Source organism: Kitasatospora sp. NPDC001261, assembly GCF_042896795.1.
Taxonomy (GTDB): Bacteria; Actinomycetota; Actinomycetes; order Streptomycetales; family Streptomycetaceae; genus Kitasatospora.
Genome location: NZ_JBIAXP010000009.1, coordinates 177,399 through 196,010, shown reverse-complemented (window position 1 = coordinate 196,010; position 18,612 = coordinate 177,399). Strand labels below are relative to the sequence as shown.

Genomic DNA, 18,612 nt, shown 5'->3' with positions numbered 1-18,612 from the left:
CAGGGTCGGGCCGGAACGAGACGGGGCCTCGGCCGGTGCCCGCCCAGGGCCGGTACCTCACCCGCCCCCGGCGAAACCGAACCGGCCGCAGTGAGCAACAGCCGAGGGCCGGCGGGCCGACGGGTCGGTCCGCTCGGCCCGCGCCCCGGCCGGCCCGGGGCGCGGCGTCGGGCCTCCGGGCGGCGGTCACGGCCGTGGCAGGACCGCGGGCCGCCAGTCCCGGCGGCCGGTCTCGCCACAGCCGTCAGGCCGCAGCCGTCACGCCGTCGCCGTCAGGCCGTACGCCTCGGCGATCAGGCCGTACGAGCGGAGCCGGGCCTCGTGGCCGTGGATGTGGGAGGTGACCATCAGCTCGTCCACGCCGGTCCGCTTGCGCAGGGCCTCCAGCCCGTCGGCGACCCGGCCCGGGTCGCCGAGCACGACGTTGTCGAGCCAGCTGTCGATGAAGTCGGCCTCGACCGGGCTGTACGGGTACTCCTCGGCCTCCTGCGGGGTGGGGATCGGGCCGGGGTTGCCGCGCCGCAGGCGGAGCATGCCGAGGGCCGCGGAGCGGGCGAGGCGCCGGGCCGAGGGCTCGTCGTCGGCGGCGACCGCGCTCACGCCGATCAGCGCGTACGGCTCGGCGAGCACGGCGGAGGGGCGGAAGGACGAGCGGTAGAGGTCCAGCGCCGGGACGGTGTTGGCGCTGCTGAAGTGGTGGGCGAAGGCGAACGGGAGGCCGAGGCGGCCCGCCAGCTGGGCGCTGAAGCCGGAGGAGCCGAGCAGCCAGACCGGCGGGCGGCCCTCGCCCTTGGGGACGGCCGTCAGCCGGGCGTACGGGTGGCCGTCCGGGAAGTCGCCGTCGAGGAAGTGGGTCAGCTCGGCGAGCTGCTGCGGGAAGTCGTCCGCGCCTTCGGCGAGGCCGCGGCGCAGCGCCCGGGCGGTGGCCTGGTCGGTGCCGGGGGCGCGGCCGAGTCCGAGGTCGATCCGCCCGGGGTGCAGGGCTTCCAGCAGGCCGAACTGCTCGGCGATGGCCAGCGGGGCGTGGTTGGGGAGCATGACGCCGCCGGAGCCGAGCCGCAGCGTGGTGGTGTTGGCCCCGAGGTGGGCGAGCAGGACGGCGGGGGTGGAGCTGGCCACTCCGGGCATGCCGTGGTGCTCGGCCACCCAGAAGCGGTGGTAGCCCCACTGTTCGGCCCGGCGGGCCAGTTCGGTGGTGGCGGCGAGGGCCTCGGCGGGCGTGTGGCCGACGCCGACCGTGGCCAGGTCGAGGATGGAGAGCGGGGCGGGTGCCGTTCCCCGGGCGGTGCCCCGGATCGCCGTGTCGGCCGCCGGTTCGGCCCCGTGCTCCTGCTGGTCCTCGGTGGTCATCCCGTCCGCCCTCCTGGCTGCCGTCCTTGAGCCGACCGTCGTGGCCGGCCACGCGGGCCCGGGTGGTCCGCCGGTCGCTGTCGCCGACCGGGGTCAACCACGGCCGGAGGCTCGCTGTTCCCGCCTCGGGGATGTCGTCCGGCCACGGTCCGAGTGGGTTTCGGCCATTTCGCACGGGCGTCCGACCGACCGTTCGGCTGACGGAGAGCCAGTGGGCGAACACGGCTGGCGACTTCCCGCCAGCGCCGGAAGTCGCCAGCCCGGGCCCTCGCGACCGGGGGTCGGCGTCCGGCAGGCTTGGGCCCAGAGGCGGACCGCCGGAGCGGGATCCGCACTCCACCAGCAAGATCGTCGGGCTGGACCAGCACCGGACGATCACTGCGAGCCCTCGGCGCGGCACCCCGCCCCGGGGGCTCGTTCGGTTTCGGCGGCCCTCCGCCGCCCGGGCGCCCCTCACCCCGGCCGACCCGGACATACGGCCCGGACACACGGCCCGCCGCCTCGGGGCACGGCCGGAATCAGCACTCGTGATCCATGCCATACCGGGGTGCTTCATGGCATGAAAAGTCGAGGCGCTAGCGTTGACCCCTGCAGCCACCTGCTCCCCCGGGAGGCACGGAGGGAGTAAAGGGTCTTGAACTTCGTGGCCGCGATCGGATCCTCGTGGATCTGCGCGCTGGCGCTCGTCGCCGTGCTCGGGGACGCCCTCCTGCCGTTCATCCCCAGCGGGACGCTGGTCATCCTGGCCGTGCTCAAGACCTCGCAGATCAACGGCGCGCCCCTGATGCTCGGACTGGGCGTGGCGGTGGCCTCCTTCCTGGGCGACCTCCTGCTGCTGAACCTGGCCCGGCGCGGTGCCCCGGTACTGCACCGCCGGCTCGCCCGGCGCCCGAAACTGGCGGCCAGCGTGACCCGGGTCCAGGAGGCCCTGATCGAACGCCCCCACGGAGCGGCCGCCGCGATGGTGGTGGTCGCGCGGTTCGTCCCGGCCGGCCGGACCGTCCTCGACCTGGCCATCGGCCACTCCCCCGCCCATCCGCACCGGTTCCTGCACTGGTCGGCACTGGCGGCACTGGTCTGGGCCGCCTACATCGTGACGCTGGGCTGGCTGAACAGCCACTGGTTCAACACCGCCTGGCTGAGCCTCGTGGTCTCCTGCGCGGCGGCCACCGCCATCAGCACCGCGATCGCGCGCATGGTGCGCCGCACCCGGCGACTCGCCACCCTCTGACGGCCCGCCCGACCGCCCTTCCCCCTTCTCTCCCTCCTTTCCCCTCCCGCCCGGCCCGCCCGGCCCGCCCGGAGCGGCCCCATAGCGGGCTTCGGGCTGCCCGGCCCAGCAAGGGGCAAAAGTTTTCCCAAAAGGGCGACCAACCGGGCCGAACGCTGACGAACTCCGGCGGGGAGCGGACCGACCGGCGGTAGCGTACTGACCGGACCGCACGGGGCGGGAAGCGTCACAGGACGGCAACAGTCGAGGCATCCCCGCAGCCCAGCCGTACGCGCCCGGCGTGTTGAGAGTCGTCAGCGCTCGGCGACCTTGGTGGCCGCTGCGGCGACATGACATGCTAACGGCGGAATATTCATCAATTGCCCGATTTGACCGGTGCGGCCATGGGCCGCCCTCACCACCGGTATCGGCACCCAGGGGAGACCATGACCAGCATCTCGCGCAGGACGGTGCTCAGCGCAACCGCCGCGACCGCGGCCCTCGGCGCGGTCGCGGCCTGCTCCAGCGGCGGGTCCGGCTCGGGCCAGGGCTCCCCCTCCCCCGGCCCCGGCGGCGCGAGCACCACCCAGGGAGGCAGCGGCGACCCCACCCAGGCGGTGGTGCCCAAGGGCACCCCGATCGGCGACGGTTCCAACGCGGACACCGGCCCGCAGCCGAACCAGCCCAAGCCCGAGAAGCTCAAGCCGGGCGAGCGGCCGCCCCAGTTCGTGGTCTTCTCCTGGGACGGCGCCGGCGGCACCGAGGACGGCCAGTTCCCCCGCTTCCTGAAGCTGGCGGAGCAGCACAAGGCCACGATGACCTTCTTCCTCTCGGGCATCTACGCCCTGCCCAAGGGCAAGGCGGACCTCTACCACCCGCCGAAGCACTCGGTCGGCGCCTCCGACATCCCGTACCTGTCGGACGGCGCGGTGAAGAGCACGCTCAAGCTCGTCAGCCAGGCCTGGCTGGCCGGGCACGAGATCGGCACCCACTTCAACGGGCACTTCTGCTCCAGCCGTCCGGACAAGAACGGCGTCAACGTGTGGACCCCGGAGGACTGGCAGAGCGAGATCGACCAGGCGATCGGCTTCGTCACCCAGTGGCGGACCAACACCGGTTTCACCGATGTCGACCCGCTCCCCTTCGACTACAAGAAGGAGCTGATCGGCGGCCGCACCCCGTGCCTGGAGGGCCAGAAGGCGCTGCTGCCGACCATCGCCAAGCTGGGCTGGAAGTACGACGCCAGTTCCTCGGGCGGCCTGCAGATATGGCCGCAGAAGGTGCAGGACGGCAAGGTCTGGGACTTCCCGCTGCAGTCCATCCCGTTCCCCGGGCACACCTTCCAGGTCCTGTCGATGGACTACAACATCCTGGCCAACCAGTCCGCCGGCAGCACCAAGGGCGACCCGGCCAAGTACGGCGACTGGCGCACCCAGGCCACCAACTCCTACCTGGCGGGCTTCGAGCGCGCGTACAACGGCAACCGCGCGCCGTTCTTCGTCGGCAACCACTTCGAGCAGTGGAACGGCGGCATCTACATGGACGCGGTCGAGGAGACCCTCAAGACCATCGCGGGCAAGCCCGACGTCCGGCTGGTCTCCTTCAAGCAGCTCGTCGAATGGCTGGAGGTGCAGGACCAGTCCACCCTGCGCAAGCTGCGCTCGCTCAACGTCGGCCAGGCGCCGGCGGGCGGCTGGGAGAGCTTCCTCGGCACGGCGGGCTGACCCGCCGGGGAGCGGCGGGACGGGGCACCGGCGGCGGCCGGCGGGGGTGCGGGCCCCCGCCGGCCGCCGGCGTTCCGGTCTGCGTCCTGATCGGTTCCCGGTCGGCGTTCCGGGGCGGACCGGCTACCCGGCGGTGAGGGCGTCCGCGAGCAGGATGCGGACGATGCGGTCCGCCCCGGCCTCGCCCCAGAGGATCGAGTAGTGGTTGGTGTCCGGCACCGGCGAGGCCGGAACCCGCTCCCGGTCCAGCCCGGCCAGCCCGATCCGCTCGTGGTCGTAGAGGCCCTGCGGCTCGTCGAACAGGCCGCGCTCGGCCCAGATCAGGTCGGCCGGGCAGGGCAGCCGGTGCACGGCGGCGGCCGCGTCCTCGTCCAGCAGGACCTGGGCGCCGTCGGCCTGCACGGCCTCCAGCACGCAGGAGGAGCGCAGTTCGGGCTCCGCACCGACCAGGTCGCGCTGGGTGTAGGCGTCGATCCCCTCGGTCCACTCGCCGGCGAAGGCGGGGTGCCCGCGCCAGAACTCCCGGTAGGCCTCCCGGTCCGGGAAGGTCGTGGACAGCCGGGCCAGCGCGGGGCCGAGCACCGCGGCCAGGGCGTCCTCCTCGCGGACGCCCTGCGGCAGCGGGAAGGTCACCGCCCCGTCGACCAGCAGGACGCGGCGGACCAGGTCGGGGTGCCGGACGGCGGCCAGGGCGGTGACCCAGGCCCCCATCGAGTGGCCGACCACCGTGACGGGCCCCGAGCCGAGCGCGCCGATCAGCGCGGCCACGTCGTCGGCGTGCCGGGCCAGGCCGTACGGTCCGGTGACCGAGCGGCTGGCGCCGCGGCCCCGCAGGTCGGGCGCGAGCAGGGTGACCCGGCCGGCGAGCCGGCGGGCGACCTCGTACCAGGCGAGGCCGTTGGCGGTGATGCCGTGCACCGCCACGACCGTCGGGGCCTGCGGGTCCTCGGCGGGCCAGCGCAGGACGGCCAGGTCCCCACCGGGCACGGGGACGGTCAACTCCTCGGGCTTCAGCGGCGACTGGCTCACGCGGGGGTACCTCCGGTGGGGTGGGCGGTTCCGGGGCCGGCCGGCGCCGGGGCGGAACGGCCGGTGCGGGCGGATCGGATGCGGGCAGGCAGTCTAGCCAGGCCGCCGGGCAGCAGGTAGACCACGGCGACGAACAGGGCGCCCAGCAGGAACAGGGGTTGGGAGAGCGGCACGCGCAGCACCGCCGGAAGGTCGGCGACGGCCGACGAGTTGGCGAGGTCGCCGAGCCGGTGGCTCGCCCAGGTGTAGAGGACACCGCCGAGCAGCGGCCCCCAGCGGGTGCCGGAGCCGCCGAGGACGACCATGACCAGGAGCGCGAGCGTGGCGTCCGAGGTGGCGGCCTGCGGGGTGGCGCCACCGGTCAGCAGCAGGTAGACCACCCCGCCCAGCCCGGCGAGTCCGCCGGCCAGCACGAAGGCGACCAACTTGTAGCCGTACGGCCGCAGTCCGAGCACCTCGACCCGGCGCTCGTTCTCCTTGATGCCCTCCCAGACCCGGCCGATCGGGGACTTGACGGCCCAGTGGACCGCGGCGACCGTCAGCACCAGGTAGCCGACGGCGATCCAGTAGAGGTTGGCGGTGTTCTCGATCCCGAGCAGGCCGGAGGGCAGCAGGTCGGCCGGGGCGGACCGGCCCTCCTCGCCACCGGTGGCGCCACCGGGGTTGCGCTGGACGAGGATCGAGCCGGCCTGGGCGAAGGCGAGGGTGACCATGGAGAAGCCGATGCCGGTGACCCGCAGGCTGACCGAGCCGAGCAGCAGGGCCAGCAGGACGGAGCAGGAGACGCCGAACACCGCGGCGGCGGCGAACGGCAGTCGCAGCTCCAGCATGCCGAGGTCGGTGGCGTAGAGGCCGGTCGCGAAGTAGAGCGCGTGGCCGAAGGAGAGCAGTCCGGTCCGACCGAGCAGGAGGTCGTAACCGGTGGCGAGCCCGCCGTAGAGGAGGCACAGGGCGAGCAGTTGGAGGCTTCCGGGGCTGCCGAGCGGGCCGTCGAGCAGTCCCGGGACGGGAAGCGCACTGTATGGGGCGACAAGGAGCGTGATCAGCAGAGCGATCGGCCACCAGCGTAGCGCTCTGTGCACGCCAGTCCAGCGATTAGTGACTGGATCACCCGTTCGAGGGATGGCGCCGGACTCGGCCCTGTGTTCACAATGGGTCTCGGCAAGGCCGGTGTCAGTCCCCCTTGCCACAGTGGCGGTGTCGGTGGAGCTGGTGTCAGTCCCCTCTGCTGACATGGTGGTCACGGCAGGGCTGGTGTCAGTCCCCCCTGCCGGAGCGGCGGCGCTGCGGCCGGCCGCGGGGCCACCGGTGCTCGTGATCGGTGTTTCGGCGCTCACGCGAGCCTCCCGGTGAGTCCACGGGGTCGGACGAGAAGCAGCACGGCGAGCAGGACGACGACCGAGAGGTCGCCGAGCCCGGCGCCGGTGTAGTAGTTGGCGAACTGCTGGACGAGGCCGACGCCCACCGAGGCGACGGCGGCTCCGGTCACGGAGCCCATGCCGCCCATCACCACGACGACGAAGGCGAAGATGAGCAGGCCGGTCCCCTGGCCGGGATTGACCGAACCGAAGTAGAGGCCGCCGAGGGCGCCACCGAGGGCGGCGGCCGCCCCGCCGAGGGCGAAGACGAGGGTGAACGCCTTCCGGACGTCGATGCCGAGCGCCGTGACCATCGCCCGGTCCTCGACGCCGGCCCGGACGATCAGCCCGTAGCGGGTGCGGGCGAGGAACAACCGAAGAGCGAGCAGCAGCAGGGCGGCGGCGGCCACCAGCACGAAGCGGTTGACCGGGACGGTCGCCCCGAGCACGTGCCAGGTGCCGGACAGCAGCTCCGGCTGCGGGAAGGGGCGGGAGTCCGCGCCCCAGATCCCCATCAGCAGGGCGGGTACGGCGAGCCCGACCCCGACGGTGGCAAGGATCTGGTCGCGCGGCCGGCTGTAGAGCGGCCGGATCAGGAAGAGCTCCAGCAGGACGGCGGCGGCCGTTCCGACCAGGGTGCCGAACGGCACCGCGAGCCAGAAGGAGAGACCGGCCTCGGCACCGGCCCACCAGGTGGCGTAGGCGCCGATCGAGAGCAGGGCGCCGTGCGCGAAGTTGAGCACGTCCATCAGACCGAAGATCAGCGACAGACCGGAGGCGACCAGGAAGTACAGCGCACCGAGACCGAGTCCGGTACAGAAAAGGAGGACGACAGTGTCCATCAGGGCTTCACCTCGGCGGTGACGACAGGGGTGGCCGGGGAGGCCGGGGCGGCGGCGGGCCGGGGCCCGCCGGCGAGCGGGTGACGGGAGCCGACGCCGAGCAGGCGGCGGGCGGCCTCCTCGTCGGCCAACAGCTCGGCGGTGTCTCCGCGGTGGGCGGTACGGCCGTCGGCCAGGACGGCGCAGGTGCCGGCCAGCCGGCGGACGAGGGCGAGGTTCTGCTCGACCAGGAGGACGGGCACGGCCTCGGCCGCACGCGCCAGCACCTCGGCCACCTCGGCGACGATCTTCGGGGCCAGGCCCTTGGTGGGCTCGTCGGCGATGATCAACCGGTTGCGGTTGAGCAGCGTCCGGCCGATCGCCACCATCTGCTGCTGGCCGCCGGAGAGCGTCCCGGCCAATTGACCGGCCCGCTGCTTGAGTTCGGGGAAGAGCTCGTGGACGAGTGCGTAGTTGGGCTCACCGGCCTCGCCGCCACTCCCGCTCCCGCTCCCGGCAGCGCGCTCGGCGAGGCGGAGGTTCTCGGCGACCGTGAGGCCGGCGAAGATCCCCCGGTCCTCGGGCGCGTAGCCGATGCCATGACGAACGACCAGATGCGTGGGAAGGGAGGAGAGTTCGGAGCCGGAGAGCCGGATGCTTCCGGTGCGCGGCACCAGGCCCATGACGGCCTTGACGGTGGTGGTCTTCCCGGCACCGTTGCGGCCGAGGAGCGCGGTCACCCCGACGGGGGCCACGTCGAAGTCGACGCCGTGCAGGATGTGCAGCCCGTCGATGACCACCCGCAGATCGCGAACGGAGAGGAGGGGTTCGGCAGCGGACGACGGCAAGGACGCGGACGACGGAGAGGAGGCGGAGTGCGCCGAAGGAGCGGGGCGCTGAGCGGAGAACGGAGAGGAGGTCACAACGCCTCACCCAGGTAGGCCTGTTGCACGGTCGGGTCGGCCATCACGGCCTCGGGGGTGTCCAGGGCGAGCAGCGTGCCGTGGTGCATCACCGCGAGCCGGTCGGCAAGGCCGAGCAGGACGTCCATGTGGTGCTCGACCATCAGGACGGTCCGGCCCAGGTCACGGTGCACGGAACGGATCAGCTCGGTGAGGGCGGGCACCTCCTCCGCGCTGACTCCGGCCATCGGCTCGTCCAGCAGGATCAGCCGGGGCTCCGAGACCAGCAGGACGGCCAGCTCCAGCTTGCGCTTCTCCCCGTGCGAGAGCGCACTGGCCAGGGTGTCCGCGCGGTGGGTGAGATCGGTGCGTTCCAGGGTGTCGGCCAGCTGCTGCTCGTAGCGTTCGGCGCGGCGCCAGAGCCGGTACGAGGCACCCGGCCCGACCGCCGCCTGGGCGGCCAGGCGGACGTGGTCGGCGACGGTCATCCCCGGCCAGAGGGAGGAGGTCTGGAAGGTGCGGCCGAGCCCGCGGCGGGCCCTGGCGTGCACCGTCTCGGCGGTGATGTCGGCGCCGTCGAGGTGGAGGCTGCCGTGGGTCGCCGGGTAGATGCCCGAGATCAGGTTGAAGAGGGAGGTCTTGCCGGCGCCGTTGGGCCCGATGAAGGCGATGAACTCGCCTTCGCCGACCGAGAAGGAGACGTCCTCGACGATCGGCACGCCGCGGACGGCCCAGCCGAGCCCGTCCAGACGCAGCACCGGAGAGGAGGACGCGGAGGACCGCGCGGACGAGGTGGACGCGGCGGAGGCAGCCGAGGAGGCGGAAGGAGTCGACGTGGTGCGGGCGGGCATCGGGATCAGCCCGCCATCGGGGTGACCGGGGGTGCCGCCTCGTCCGCGGTCAGGGTCTTCTCCACCGAGGGCTTGGCGGCGGCACCGCTGCCGGTCAGCCGCACCTGGAACATCGGCTGGAGCAGGGCGTGGTCCTCGGCGCGGACCGTGGTCTTCCCCTTCACGCCGTCGAAGCTCCAGCCCTCCAGGGCCTTGACCAGGGCCGAGGTGTCGTCAGCGGAGCCGTGGTTGGACTCGACGGCGTGCACGATCATCTGGGCGGCGGTGAAGCCGTCCGGGGTGAAGATGTCCGTCTTCCCTCCGGCGGCGGTGACGGCATCGGTCATGGCCTTCTCCACCGGGGTGCCGGCGGCGCCGTCGAAGTAGTGGTTCAGGAAGGAGATCTTCTCGGCGGCCGGGCCGAACAGCGGGTAGGAGGCGGCCAGGTCGAGGCCGGTCACGACCTTGGTGTCGGCGAACACGTCCTGCTGGTTGAGCGCCGTCCACAGGGCCGAGGCGGTGTCGCCGGCCCAGGCGACGAACAGCAGGTCGGGCTTGGCGGTCTTGGCCTGGGTGGCGAAGGGGGTGAGGTCGGTGGCGCTCGGCGGGGCGAGCACCTGGTCGACCGTCGCGCCCTCGGCGCCGAGCAGCGCCTTCACGGCGGCCACGTTGGCCTGGCCGAAGGCGTTGTCCTGGGCGAGCACGGTGACCTTCTTGCCCTTGGCGTCACCGATGAACGAGGCCGCGGTCTTGATGTCCTGGTAGGACTGGCGGCCGGAACGGAAGGTGTACTTGTTCAGACCGGTGGCCTTGTCGGCGGCGGCCGGGCCGCTGATGAAGAGCACCTTGTTCTGGGCGGCGATCGGACCGACCTGGAGGGCCACACCGGAGGCGGTGGAACCGGCCAGCACCTTGTAGCCCTTGCCGATCAGGTCCTTGGCGGCGGACACCGCCTTGGCCGGGTCGCCGGCGTCGTCCTGCTCCTCGAACTCGATCTTGTGCCCGTCGACCGCGCCGGTGCCCTTGGTCGCGTAGCTCAGCCCGGCCTTGAAGCCCTCCAGGTACTGCTTGCCGTAGGCGGCCAGCGGCCCGGTCTTGGAGTACACCAGGCCGACCTTGATCGGGCCCTTCGATCCACCGTCCGCCGCGCTCGTCCCGGCCGTCCCGGCCTTGGCGCAGCCCGAGGCCAGCAGGACGCAGGCCGCGAGGGCGGCGAGCTTCCGGGCCGGGCCGCCGGTCAGGGAGTCGCCCAGGCGAACGCCGGAGGCGGTCCTGGAGGGGTTTGTCGAGCTGCGCATGGTGACCGACTCCTGAAGTGCGGCGGGTGGATGCGGGAACCGTAGGTGTGCGGTGGGAACGGCGACATGTGCCCGGTCGACGTATCAGCCGGTCGGGATGTGGCTCCGGTCGACATACCGTCGGCCCGCCGCCGTCCCCCGGGCGCCCGGGTGTGGCCCGCCGACACGGCTCCGCGCCCACCCATGGGGGTGGCCGCCATGGCTGCGCCCACCCCTGCCCGGTGACGGTGGAGGGGCGCGGAGCCCGTCCGACGGCAGCCAACCCCAGCGGCGTGCCCGACCCCGGTCCGGCCCAGGCAGGACCCCAGCCCGGCCTGGTACGGCCACGGGCTCCGCGCGGCGGCCGAGCCCGCCGGCCACCCCTCCCACAAGCCCGTCCCAGCTGCCCGTCCCACCTGCCCCGTCCGCCGTACCACCCCGGCCGCGCTCCGCCCCTTCCTCTTCCACCCCCTCCGCCCACTCCCTCACGAGGTGACCCCTTGGACAAGGTCCTGGACTCCCCCGCCGACGCCGTCGGGGACGTTCCCGACGGCGCGGTGCTGGCCGTCGGCGGCTTCGGCCTCTGCGGCATCCCCAGCACGCTGATCGGCGCCCTGGTGGACTCCGGCGCCACCGGACTGCGGGTGGTCTCGAACAACTGCGGGGTGGACGACTGGGGGCTGGGCCTGCTGCTGCGGGCGGGCCGGATCGCCCGGATGACCTCCTCGTACGTCGGGGAGAACAAGGAGTTCGCCCGGCAGTACCTCTCCGGCGAGCTGGAGGTTGAGCTGACCCCGCAGGGCACGCTGGCCGAGCGGCTCCGGGCGGGCGGCGCCGGCATCCCGGCGTTCTTCACCCCGGCCGGGGTCGGCACCCAGGTCGAGGAGGGCGGGCTGCCGTGGCGCTACGCGGCCGACGGCTCGGTGGCCCTGGCCTCCCCGCCGAAGGAGGTCCGGGAGTTCGGCGGCCGTCGCTACCTGCTGGAGGAGGCGATCACGGCGGACTTCGCGCTGGTCCGGGCCGAGGTGGCGGACCGGCACGGCAACTGCGTGTTCCACGCCGCCGCCCGGAACTTCAACCCGCTCTGCGCGGCGGCGGGCCGGATCACCCTGGTCGAGGCGGACCGGATCGTCGAACCGGGCGAGCTCCCTCCGGACACGGTGCACCTGCCCGGGGTGTACGTCGACCGGGTGGTGGCCGCCGACCCCGAGGACCGCCGCATCGAGCGCCGGACCGTCCGCCCCGCACTCCAGGAGGCCTGACCCGATGCCCACCGAGACCGCAGTCCGCGCCACCACCACCGCCGCCACCGCCCTCGGCACTCCTGCCGCCCCCGCTCTCGATCCCCGCAACGCCCTGGCCGCCCGCGCCGCCCGCGAGTTGCGCGACGGCCAGTACGTGAACCTGGGCATCGGCCTGCCGACCCTGATCCCCAACCACCTCCCGCCGGGCGTCGAGGTGGTGCTCCACTCCGAGAACGGCATCCTCGGCGTCGGCCCGTACCCGGAGGAGGGCGCCGAGCACGCCGACCTGATCAACGCCGGGAAGGAGACGGTGACGGTCGCCGCCGGCGCCTCGTACTTCGACTCCGCCTTCTCCTTCGGCATGATCCGGGCCGGGCGGATCGACGTCTCGGTGCTCGGCGCGATGCAGGTCTCGGCCGCCGGGGACCTCGCCAACTGGATGATTCCCGGCAAGATGGTCAAAGGCATGGGCGGCGCGATGGACCTGGTGCACGGGGCCCGTCGGCTGATCGTGGTGATGGAGCACACCGCCCGGGACGGCTCGCCGAAGATCGTCGATGAGCTGTCACTTCCCGCAACTGGCCGTGGAGTTGTGGACCGAATCGTCACCGACCTCGCGGTGGTCGACGTGACCCCGGAGGGGCTGCGGGTGGTGGAGACGGCGCCGGGCGTGGACTTCGCCGAGGTCCAGGCCGCGACCGGCGCGCCCCTGCTGCCCCCGCTCTGATCAGACCGCCTGACCAGCCCGGCCGACCAGCCCGCCTGACCAGCCCGGCCCCGTACGGACGGCCGGATCGCCCCGAGGGGCGGTCCGGCCGTTCCGCTGCCCCCGCCGGCACACGACAGCGACCCCGCGAACGGCTCCACGGGCAACTCCGCAACAGCTCTCCACCACCACCGAGTTCCATGGACCGCCCGGGCCGGAGCGAATTCACCGCATTAGCACCAACGCCCGCCGGATCGGCCGGAAACCGTGGCATCTTCATGCCTGGGCGACGGCGATCTCCCGGACTGGTTGCGATCACCGTTGCGCTCAGGGAGAGTTGAGGTGGCCAAGGATCCCGACGTACCCGGAGGGGAAGCTGGAAAGTGCATCGGGATCCCGGATTCGAGGCCGCCGTACCGGCGCACAACCGAACCGGTCGCACACGCCGAATCTGCCGGACGGCCCGGGAACTGCCCGAGAACCGCAGTTCGCCGGGTCTCGTTCCAGCCGGTTCCGGCTGTTCCCAGCTGTTTCCAGCTGATTCCGGCCGGTTCCACCCTGTTCCACCCGGACGGCTCCGAGTCGAGGCAGACCCACGCAAGAGCCGAGCGAGCCGAGTGAACCGAGCGAGCCGCGCAAGGCGCGAACTCCGGGGGGAGCAGCTATGACCACGCCGCCGTTCTCACGACGCAAGGGCGTCGGAACGGCCCACGGGCGAGGTGCCGGGGAGTTGGACGAGGCCGCCCTGCGCGCCCTTCCCATACCCGAAGCCCCTTACGACTACGGCCACTTCAGCCGTCTCGCGGGCCCGGCGTACGACCCGGACGAGGACGACGACCTCGGCGGCGGCGTCTACTGGCCCGAACCGGTCGCACCACACCCGCCCTCCCACGACGGACCGCACGACCCCACCGCATACAGCCCCGCCCCGTACGGCCCCTCCCCGACAGCCGCCCCGTACGAGCCGCCCCCCGCGGCCCCCTACCGCGTCCGGTACCGCAGCCTGCTGCGCCGCGAGCCGCACCGGATCCGCGCCGCGCTGCTGCTGATGGCCGCCCCCGTGGTGGAGGCGGTGCTGCTGGTCTGGCTGCTGCTGCCGGAGCACTGGCCCGAGCGGCTGGACGAGACGAACTCCCTGGTGCTGCTCGGCGACAAGGTGATGATCGGCATCATCGCCGTCGTCGAGGTGTTCCGGCTGGTCAACGTCGTCTCCAACACCCACGCCACGCTGGTCGCCCGCGACCCGGTCCCGGTGACGCCGGAGCCCGGCACCCGGGTCGCCTTCCTCACCACCTGCGTGCCGGGCAAGGAGCCGCCGGAGATGGTCCGGGCCACGCTGACGGCGGCGCGGGCCGTCCGGCACAACGGACCGTACGACGTCTGGTTGTTGGACGAGGGAAACGATCCTGCAATGCGGGAGCTCTGCGCCGAGCTGGGCGTGCGCCACTTCACCCGCGCCGGCCGGCCGCACTGGAACCGGCCGAAGGGCCGGTTCCGCGCCGGGACCAAGCACGGCAACTACAACGCCTGGCTCCAGGCCCACGGCGACGACTACGAGTTCTGGGTGTCCGTGGACACCGACCACGTTCCGCTGCCGGACTTCTGCGAGCGGATGCTCGGCTACTTCCGCGACCCCGACGTGGCATTCGTGGTCGGCCCCCAGGTGTACGGGAACTACCGCAGCTCGGGATCGGCCGTCACCAAATTCTCCGAGAGCCAGCAGTACCTCTTCCACGCCCTCATCCAACGCGCCGGAAACCGTTACGGCGCGCCCATGTTCGTGGGCACCAACAACGCCGTCAGAATCAGCGCTCTCCAGTCGATCGGCGGGTTGTACGACTCCATCACCGAGGACATGGCGACCGGTCTGGAGTTCCACCGGAGCCGGAACCCGGAGACCGGAGAACGCTGGAAGTCCGTGTACACCCCGGACGTGCTCGCGGTCGGCGAAGGCCCGTCCTCCTGGACCGACTTCTTCTCCCAGCAACTGCGCTGGAGCCGCGGCACCTACGAGACCCTGTTCACCCAGTACTGGCGGGTGCTGTGGCGGCTGTCGCCCGGCCGGCTGCTCAACTACTCGCTGATGGTGGGCTTCTACCCGATGGCGGCGCTCACCTGGCTGCTCGGCGGCCTGTCCAGCGTGCTCTACCTGGGCTTCGGCGCCTCCGGCGTGCACGTCTCCTCGGAGATCTGGATGATGCTCTACAGCGACGCCGCCGCGCTCCAGCTCCTGCTCTACACCTGGAACCGCAAGCACAACGTGAGCCCGCACGAGCCGGCCGGCTCCTCCGGGGTCGCGGGCATGGTGATGTCGGCGCTCTGCGGTCCGGTGTACGCGGCCTCGCTGCTCCAGGCGCTGGTCCGCCGCCGCAGCCGCTTCGTGGTGACGCCCAAGGGCAGTTCGGCCAGCACCGACCGGCTCGGCACCTTCCGCTTCCACCTGTTCTGGACGCTGGTGTTCGGGGGCGCGATCGCCGCCTCCTACGTCACCGGCTACGACCACGTCGCGATGCGCACCTGGGCCTGGATCGCCCTGCTGCTCACCCTCCTGCCGGTCCTGATCAGCGCCGGCGACGCCGTACGCCGCCGCCGGACCCGCCCGACCGCCACCCTCACCGTCACCGGCGACCCGACGGCGGCCCCGCAGGTCGTCCTGGAGAAGCGCCGCCCGCGCCACGCCCGCGACCCCCGAGCCGCCCGGACCGCCGGACCGGCGCAGCCCGCACCTCCCGCCCCCCGCCCCGGACGAACCTCACCCGACCACGCCGACAGCGGCAGACCCTCCCACTGACCGGCACCCTCCCACTGACCAGCACCGCCGCCTGACCAGCACCACCCACCGACCAGCACCGCCCCGCCGAACAGCACCACCCACCGAACAGAGCCGCCCACCGACCAGAGCCCCCGACCGCCTCCCGAGGGGAGCACCCACCGTGAAGATCCACAAGGCCGGCCGCACCAAGCGCCTCGCCCTCGGCAGCACCGTCGCGCTGACCGTGGCCGGGATGAACGCGCCGGCCGTCCTCGGCTTCGCCTCCCAGCAGTACCACCACTACGTGATCAACCGCCCCGAGTACAAGGCGCAGTACGGCCACTGGCAGACCCTGTCGCTGCCCACCGAGTTCCGGGTCAACGCCGTGCACGCGACCGTGCTGCGCACGGGCAAGGTCCTGATCGTGGCCGGTTCCGGCAACGACGAGAAGCAGTTCAACGCGGGCACCTTCAAGAGCCTGCTCTGGGACCCGGCCCGGAACACCTACAAGCTGGTCCCCACCCCGGCCGACATGTTCTGCGGCGGCCACACCTCGCTGCCGGACGGCCGCGTCCTGGTGGCCGGCGGCACCCAGCGCTACGAGAAGCTGGCGGGCGCCGTGAAGAAGGCCGCCGGCATCATGCGGGTGCGCAACGAGAGCCCGGAGCGCGACCGGACCTTCCCCAAGGGCACCGTCTTCGTCTCCCCGAACGGCCACGAGTACGCCAGTACCGCCGCCGTGACGGTCCCGGCCGCGACCAAGACCGGCTCCGGCAAGCAGACCGTGGTCACCGCCGGTGAGCAGCACGTGTACGTGGAGGCGGTCGGCCCGGGCCAGGACTTCGTCTCCGACTCCCCCGCCCAGTACCGGATCAAGGGCCTGAGCGGCACCGACGCCCACAACCTGTACGGGCAGAGCGAGAAGCTGACCCTGGACAAGCAGGAGTACCAGGGCATCCGCTCCGCCTTCGAGTTCAACCCGGACACCGAGCTGTACGAGCCGGTCACCGACATGGCCCACGCCCGCTGGTACCCGACGCTGACCGGGCTGGGCGACGGCCGGGTGGTCACCGTCTCCGGGCTGGACGACACCGGGGAGATCCTCAGCGGCAACGACAACGAGATCTACGACCCGAGGACCAAGTCCTGGTCCAAGGGCCCCGACCACTACTTCCCGACCTACCCGGCGGTCTTCCTGACCGCCTCCGGCAAGCTCTTCTACTCCGGCTCCAACGGCGGCTACGGCCCCGGCGACAAGGGCCGCGAGCCCGGCGTGTGGGACCTGTCGAGCGGGGCCTTCCAGCCCGTCCCCGGCCTGCGCGACCCCGGCCTCACCGAGACCTCCTCCTCGGTGCTGCTGCCGCCCGCGCAGGCGCAGAAGGTGATGGTGCTCGGCGGCGGCGGTGTCGGCGAGTCGCCGCTGTCCACGGCCCGCACCGACATCGCGGACCTCTCCTCCGCCGCTCCCGCGTTCACCCCGGGCCCGGACCTGCCGGCCGGCGGCACCCGCTACCTCAACAGCGTGATCCTGCCGGACGACACCGTCTTCACCACCGGCGGCTCCAGCGGCTACCGCGGCCGCGGCGACAGCGACCTGCTCAAGGCGCAGGTGTACCACCCGGACACCAACGGCTTCACCACCGCCGCCGAGCCGACCGTCGGCCGCAACTACCACTCCGAGGCGCTGCTGCTGCCGGACGGCCGGGTCGCCGTGCTGGGCTCCAACCCGCTCTTCGCGGACAAGGCCGAGACCCAGCCGGGCGGCTTCGAGCAGCGCATCGAGATCTACACCCCGCCGTACCTGTACCACGGCGACCGTCCGGAGGTCGGCGCCGTTCCGCAGGCGGCCCGGCTCGGCGGCACCCTCGCCGTCGGGACGGCGCGCCCGGAGGCGGTGGCCACCGCCAAGCTGATCCGGCCGAGTTCGGTCACCCACGTGACGGACGTCGAGCAGCGCTCGGTGGCCCTGGACGTCGCCGGACGGACGGCGGACGGCGTCTCGCTCACCCTGCCCGCGAACCCCAACCTGCTGCCGCCGGGCTGGTACATGCTGTTCCTGACGGACGCCGCCGGCACCCCGTCGGTCGCCCGCTGGATCCAGATCACCGCGTAGACCGCGCGCCGTGTGAACCGCACGACGCACAGGGCCCGAGGCCTGGCGCAGGCGGCCTCAGCGCGCCGCCTGCGCCAGGCCGAGCGCGTACGGCAGCCAGAACTCGCCCGCCCGGGGTTCGCCCCGGCCGCAGTCGCCGTCCGACTCCCCCGGGTTCTTGATCCACAGGTACGCGTCCACCCCGGGCCGGCCGGTCTCGGTGGTCGGCCGCTCGCCGAGCGCGCGCCCGGGCGGGTTGCACCAGGCGGCGCCGCCCAGCGCCCCGTTGCCGCTGCGGCTGGTGTCGATGACGTAGTTCTTCCCGCCGAGGGCCGCGGAGAGCCTGGCGCCGTAGGCCGCGTTCCGTTCGGTGTCGTAGAAGTTGGCGACGTTCACGGCGAAGCCGTCGGCCGCCGCGATGCCCGACTTGCGCAGGGCGGTGGCCATCTCCTCCGGGTCCTGTGCCCAGCCGGGGTTGCCCGCGTCCAGGTAGACCCGCGCGTTGGGGTTCTTCTTCAACTCCTGGACGGCGAAGGCCAGCAGGCCGTACCGCTCGGCGGCCAGGTCGCCCTTGATCCCGCAGGTGTCCAGGGTGTGCGCGACGGCGTCCGGCTCCAGCACCACCCAGGCCCTGCGGTCGCCGAGGGCCTGGGCGACGCCGGTGATCCAGGCCCGGTAGGAGGCCGCGTCGGGGGCGCCGCCGGCCGAGTACTGGCCGCAGTCGCGGTGCGGGATGTCGTACGCGACGAAGACCGCCGTGCGGCCGGCCTCGGCGGCCCGTCGGCTCACCTGCTCGGCGATCGTCTGGGCGCCCTGCTCGCCGAGCCACTGCGAGGAGGGCTGGCCGGCGATCCGCAGCAGCGCGTCGGCCTCCGCCGTCCGGCCCTGGCCGCGCAGCGCGGTCACCTGCTGGGCGGCGTTGGTGCGGTCGGAGACGTAGAAGGCCTGCCCGGGCAGTTGGGCGAAGCCCGCACCGGCACCCGCCCCCGCGCCCGCCCCGGCGGCGGAGGACACGGACCCGGCTCCCGGCTTACCGCCGTCCGAACCGGTGCAGCCGGACCCGGCCGCCAGCACCACCCCGGCCAGCAGCGCCCCGACGGCGCCCCGCAACGTCCCTGTCCGCCCCAGCCCGTGCACGTACCGCCCCTCCCCGGCCCCGGTCCGGCGACCGGTCGGCACCAGCTAAGCACACCCGGCACCGGCCGACGGCCACCGGTGGTGAACGCCAAGTGGCCGTGGGCGGACGGGACATCGAACCCGTCCGAACCACGGCCACCACCGGCTGCCGGCGCCCGCCGACCGGCACCCCGGAACGCC

Annotated in this window: 14 protein-coding genes; 6 read left to right on the top strand and 8 right to left on the bottom strand. The window is 73.0% G+C overall.

Features of this window, described 5'->3' with window-relative positions; genetic code table 11:
* Positions 1 to 258: 258 nt before the first annotated feature.
* Positions 259 to 1,350, bottom strand: coding sequence for an LLM class flavin-dependent oxidoreductase (locus ACFY4B_RS14895; protein ID WP_387968147.1), 1,092 nt, complete (start codon positions 1,348 to 1,350; stop codon positions 259 to 261).
* Between the two features lie 643 nt (positions 1,351 to 1,993).
* Between ACFY4B_RS14895 and ACFY4B_RS14890 the strand changes: the two genes are divergently transcribed.
* Both ACFY4B_RS14890 and ACFY4B_RS14885 read left to right on the top strand, forming a co-directional pair.
* A complete protein-coding gene (locus tag ACFY4B_RS14890) occupies positions 1,994 to 2,581 on the top strand; it encodes a DedA family protein (protein WP_387968220.1) in 588 nt (195 codons plus the stop codon).
* Between the two features lie 425 nt (positions 2,582 to 3,006).
* Entirely contained in the window at positions 3,007 to 4,284 is a 1,278-nt protein-coding gene (locus ACFY4B_RS14885) for a lipoprotein (protein ID WP_049649680.1), read from the top strand.
* Positions 4,285 to 4,407: 123 nt separating this feature from the next.
* Here ACFY4B_RS14885 and ACFY4B_RS14880 read toward each other — a convergent pair whose 3' ends face one another.
* The 6 genes from ACFY4B_RS14880 to ACFY4B_RS14855 all read right to left on the bottom strand — a co-directional run bounded on the left by ACFY4B_RS14880 (position 4,408) and on the right by ACFY4B_RS14855 (position 10,522).
* A complete protein-coding gene (locus ACFY4B_RS14880) occupies positions 4,408 to 5,313 on the bottom strand; it encodes an alpha/beta fold hydrolase (RefSeq protein ID WP_380743834.1) in 906 nt (301 codons plus the stop codon).
* Positions 5,310 to 6,437: a branched-chain amino acid ABC transporter permease gene (locus ACFY4B_RS14875; RefSeq protein WP_049649689.1), complete on the bottom strand. Its 1,128-nt coding sequence runs from the start codon at positions 6,435 to 6,437 to the stop codon at positions 5,310 to 5,312. Before ACFY4B_RS14875 ends, ACFY4B_RS14880 begins: the two co-directional genes overlap by 4 nt.
* Before the next feature lie 209 nt (positions 6,438 to 6,646).
* Entirely contained in the window at positions 6,647 to 7,513 is an 867-nt protein-coding gene (locus ACFY4B_RS14870) for a branched-chain amino acid ABC transporter permease (protein WP_074005092.1), read from the bottom strand.
* The gene (locus ACFY4B_RS14865; protein ID WP_375874723.1) at positions 7,513 to 8,292 is read right to left on the bottom strand and encodes an ABC transporter ATP-binding protein; all 780 of its coding nucleotides are present in this window, start codon (positions 8,290 to 8,292) and stop codon (positions 7,513 to 7,515) included. Before ACFY4B_RS14865 ends, ACFY4B_RS14870 begins: the two co-directional genes overlap by 1 nt.
* 119 nt (positions 8,293 to 8,411) lie before the next feature.
* The gene (locus ACFY4B_RS14860; protein ID WP_387968144.1) at positions 8,412 to 9,152 is read right to left on the bottom strand and encodes an ABC transporter ATP-binding protein; all 741 of its coding nucleotides are present in this window, start codon (positions 9,150 to 9,152) and stop codon (positions 8,412 to 8,414) included.
* Positions 9,153 to 9,250: 98 nt separating this feature from the next.
* Positions 9,251 to 10,522, bottom strand: coding sequence for a substrate-binding domain-containing protein (locus ACFY4B_RS14855; RefSeq protein ID WP_082345208.1), 1,272 nt, complete (start codon positions 10,520 to 10,522; stop codon positions 9,251 to 9,253).
* A 479-nt stretch (positions 10,523 to 11,001) separates the two neighbouring features.
* Here ACFY4B_RS14855 and ACFY4B_RS14850 point away from each other — a divergent pair, with 479 nt between their 5' ends.
* The 4 genes from ACFY4B_RS14850 (at position 11,002) to ACFY4B_RS14835 (ending at position 17,316) form a co-directional block, all read left to right on the top strand.
* Complete coding sequence (locus ACFY4B_RS14850; RefSeq protein WP_387968142.1) at positions 11,002 to 11,763, top strand: CoA transferase subunit A; 762 nt, start codon at positions 11,002 to 11,004, stop codon at positions 11,761 to 11,763.
* A 4-nt stretch (positions 11,764 to 11,767) separates the two neighbouring features.
* On the top strand, positions 11,768 to 12,472 hold the full coding sequence (locus ACFY4B_RS14845) for a 3-oxoacid CoA-transferase subunit B (protein WP_387968140.1): 705 nt from the start codon (positions 11,768 to 11,770) through the stop codon (positions 12,470 to 12,472).
* A gap of 643 nt (positions 12,473 to 13,115) precedes the next feature.
* Positions 13,116 to 15,242, top strand: a complete 2,127-nt coding sequence (locus tag ACFY4B_RS14840) for a glycosyltransferase family 2 protein (protein ID WP_387968138.1) — start codon at positions 13,116 to 13,118, stop codon at positions 15,240 to 15,242.
* 142 nt (positions 15,243 to 15,384) lie between these two features.
* Complete coding sequence (locus ACFY4B_RS14835; RefSeq protein WP_074005088.1) at positions 15,385 to 17,316, top strand: kelch motif-containing protein; 1,932 nt, start codon at positions 15,385 to 15,387, stop codon at positions 17,314 to 17,316.
* A 57-nt stretch (positions 17,317 to 17,373) separates the two neighbouring features.
* On the opposite strand, the gene ACFY4B_RS14830 is transcribed toward ACFY4B_RS14835, so the two are convergent.
* On the bottom strand, positions 17,374 to 18,474 hold the full coding sequence (locus ACFY4B_RS14830) for a glycoside hydrolase family 6 protein (RefSeq protein WP_375874727.1): 1,101 nt from the start codon (positions 18,472 to 18,474) through the stop codon (positions 17,374 to 17,376).
* Between the last annotated feature and the right edge of the window lie 138 nt (positions 18,475 to 18,612).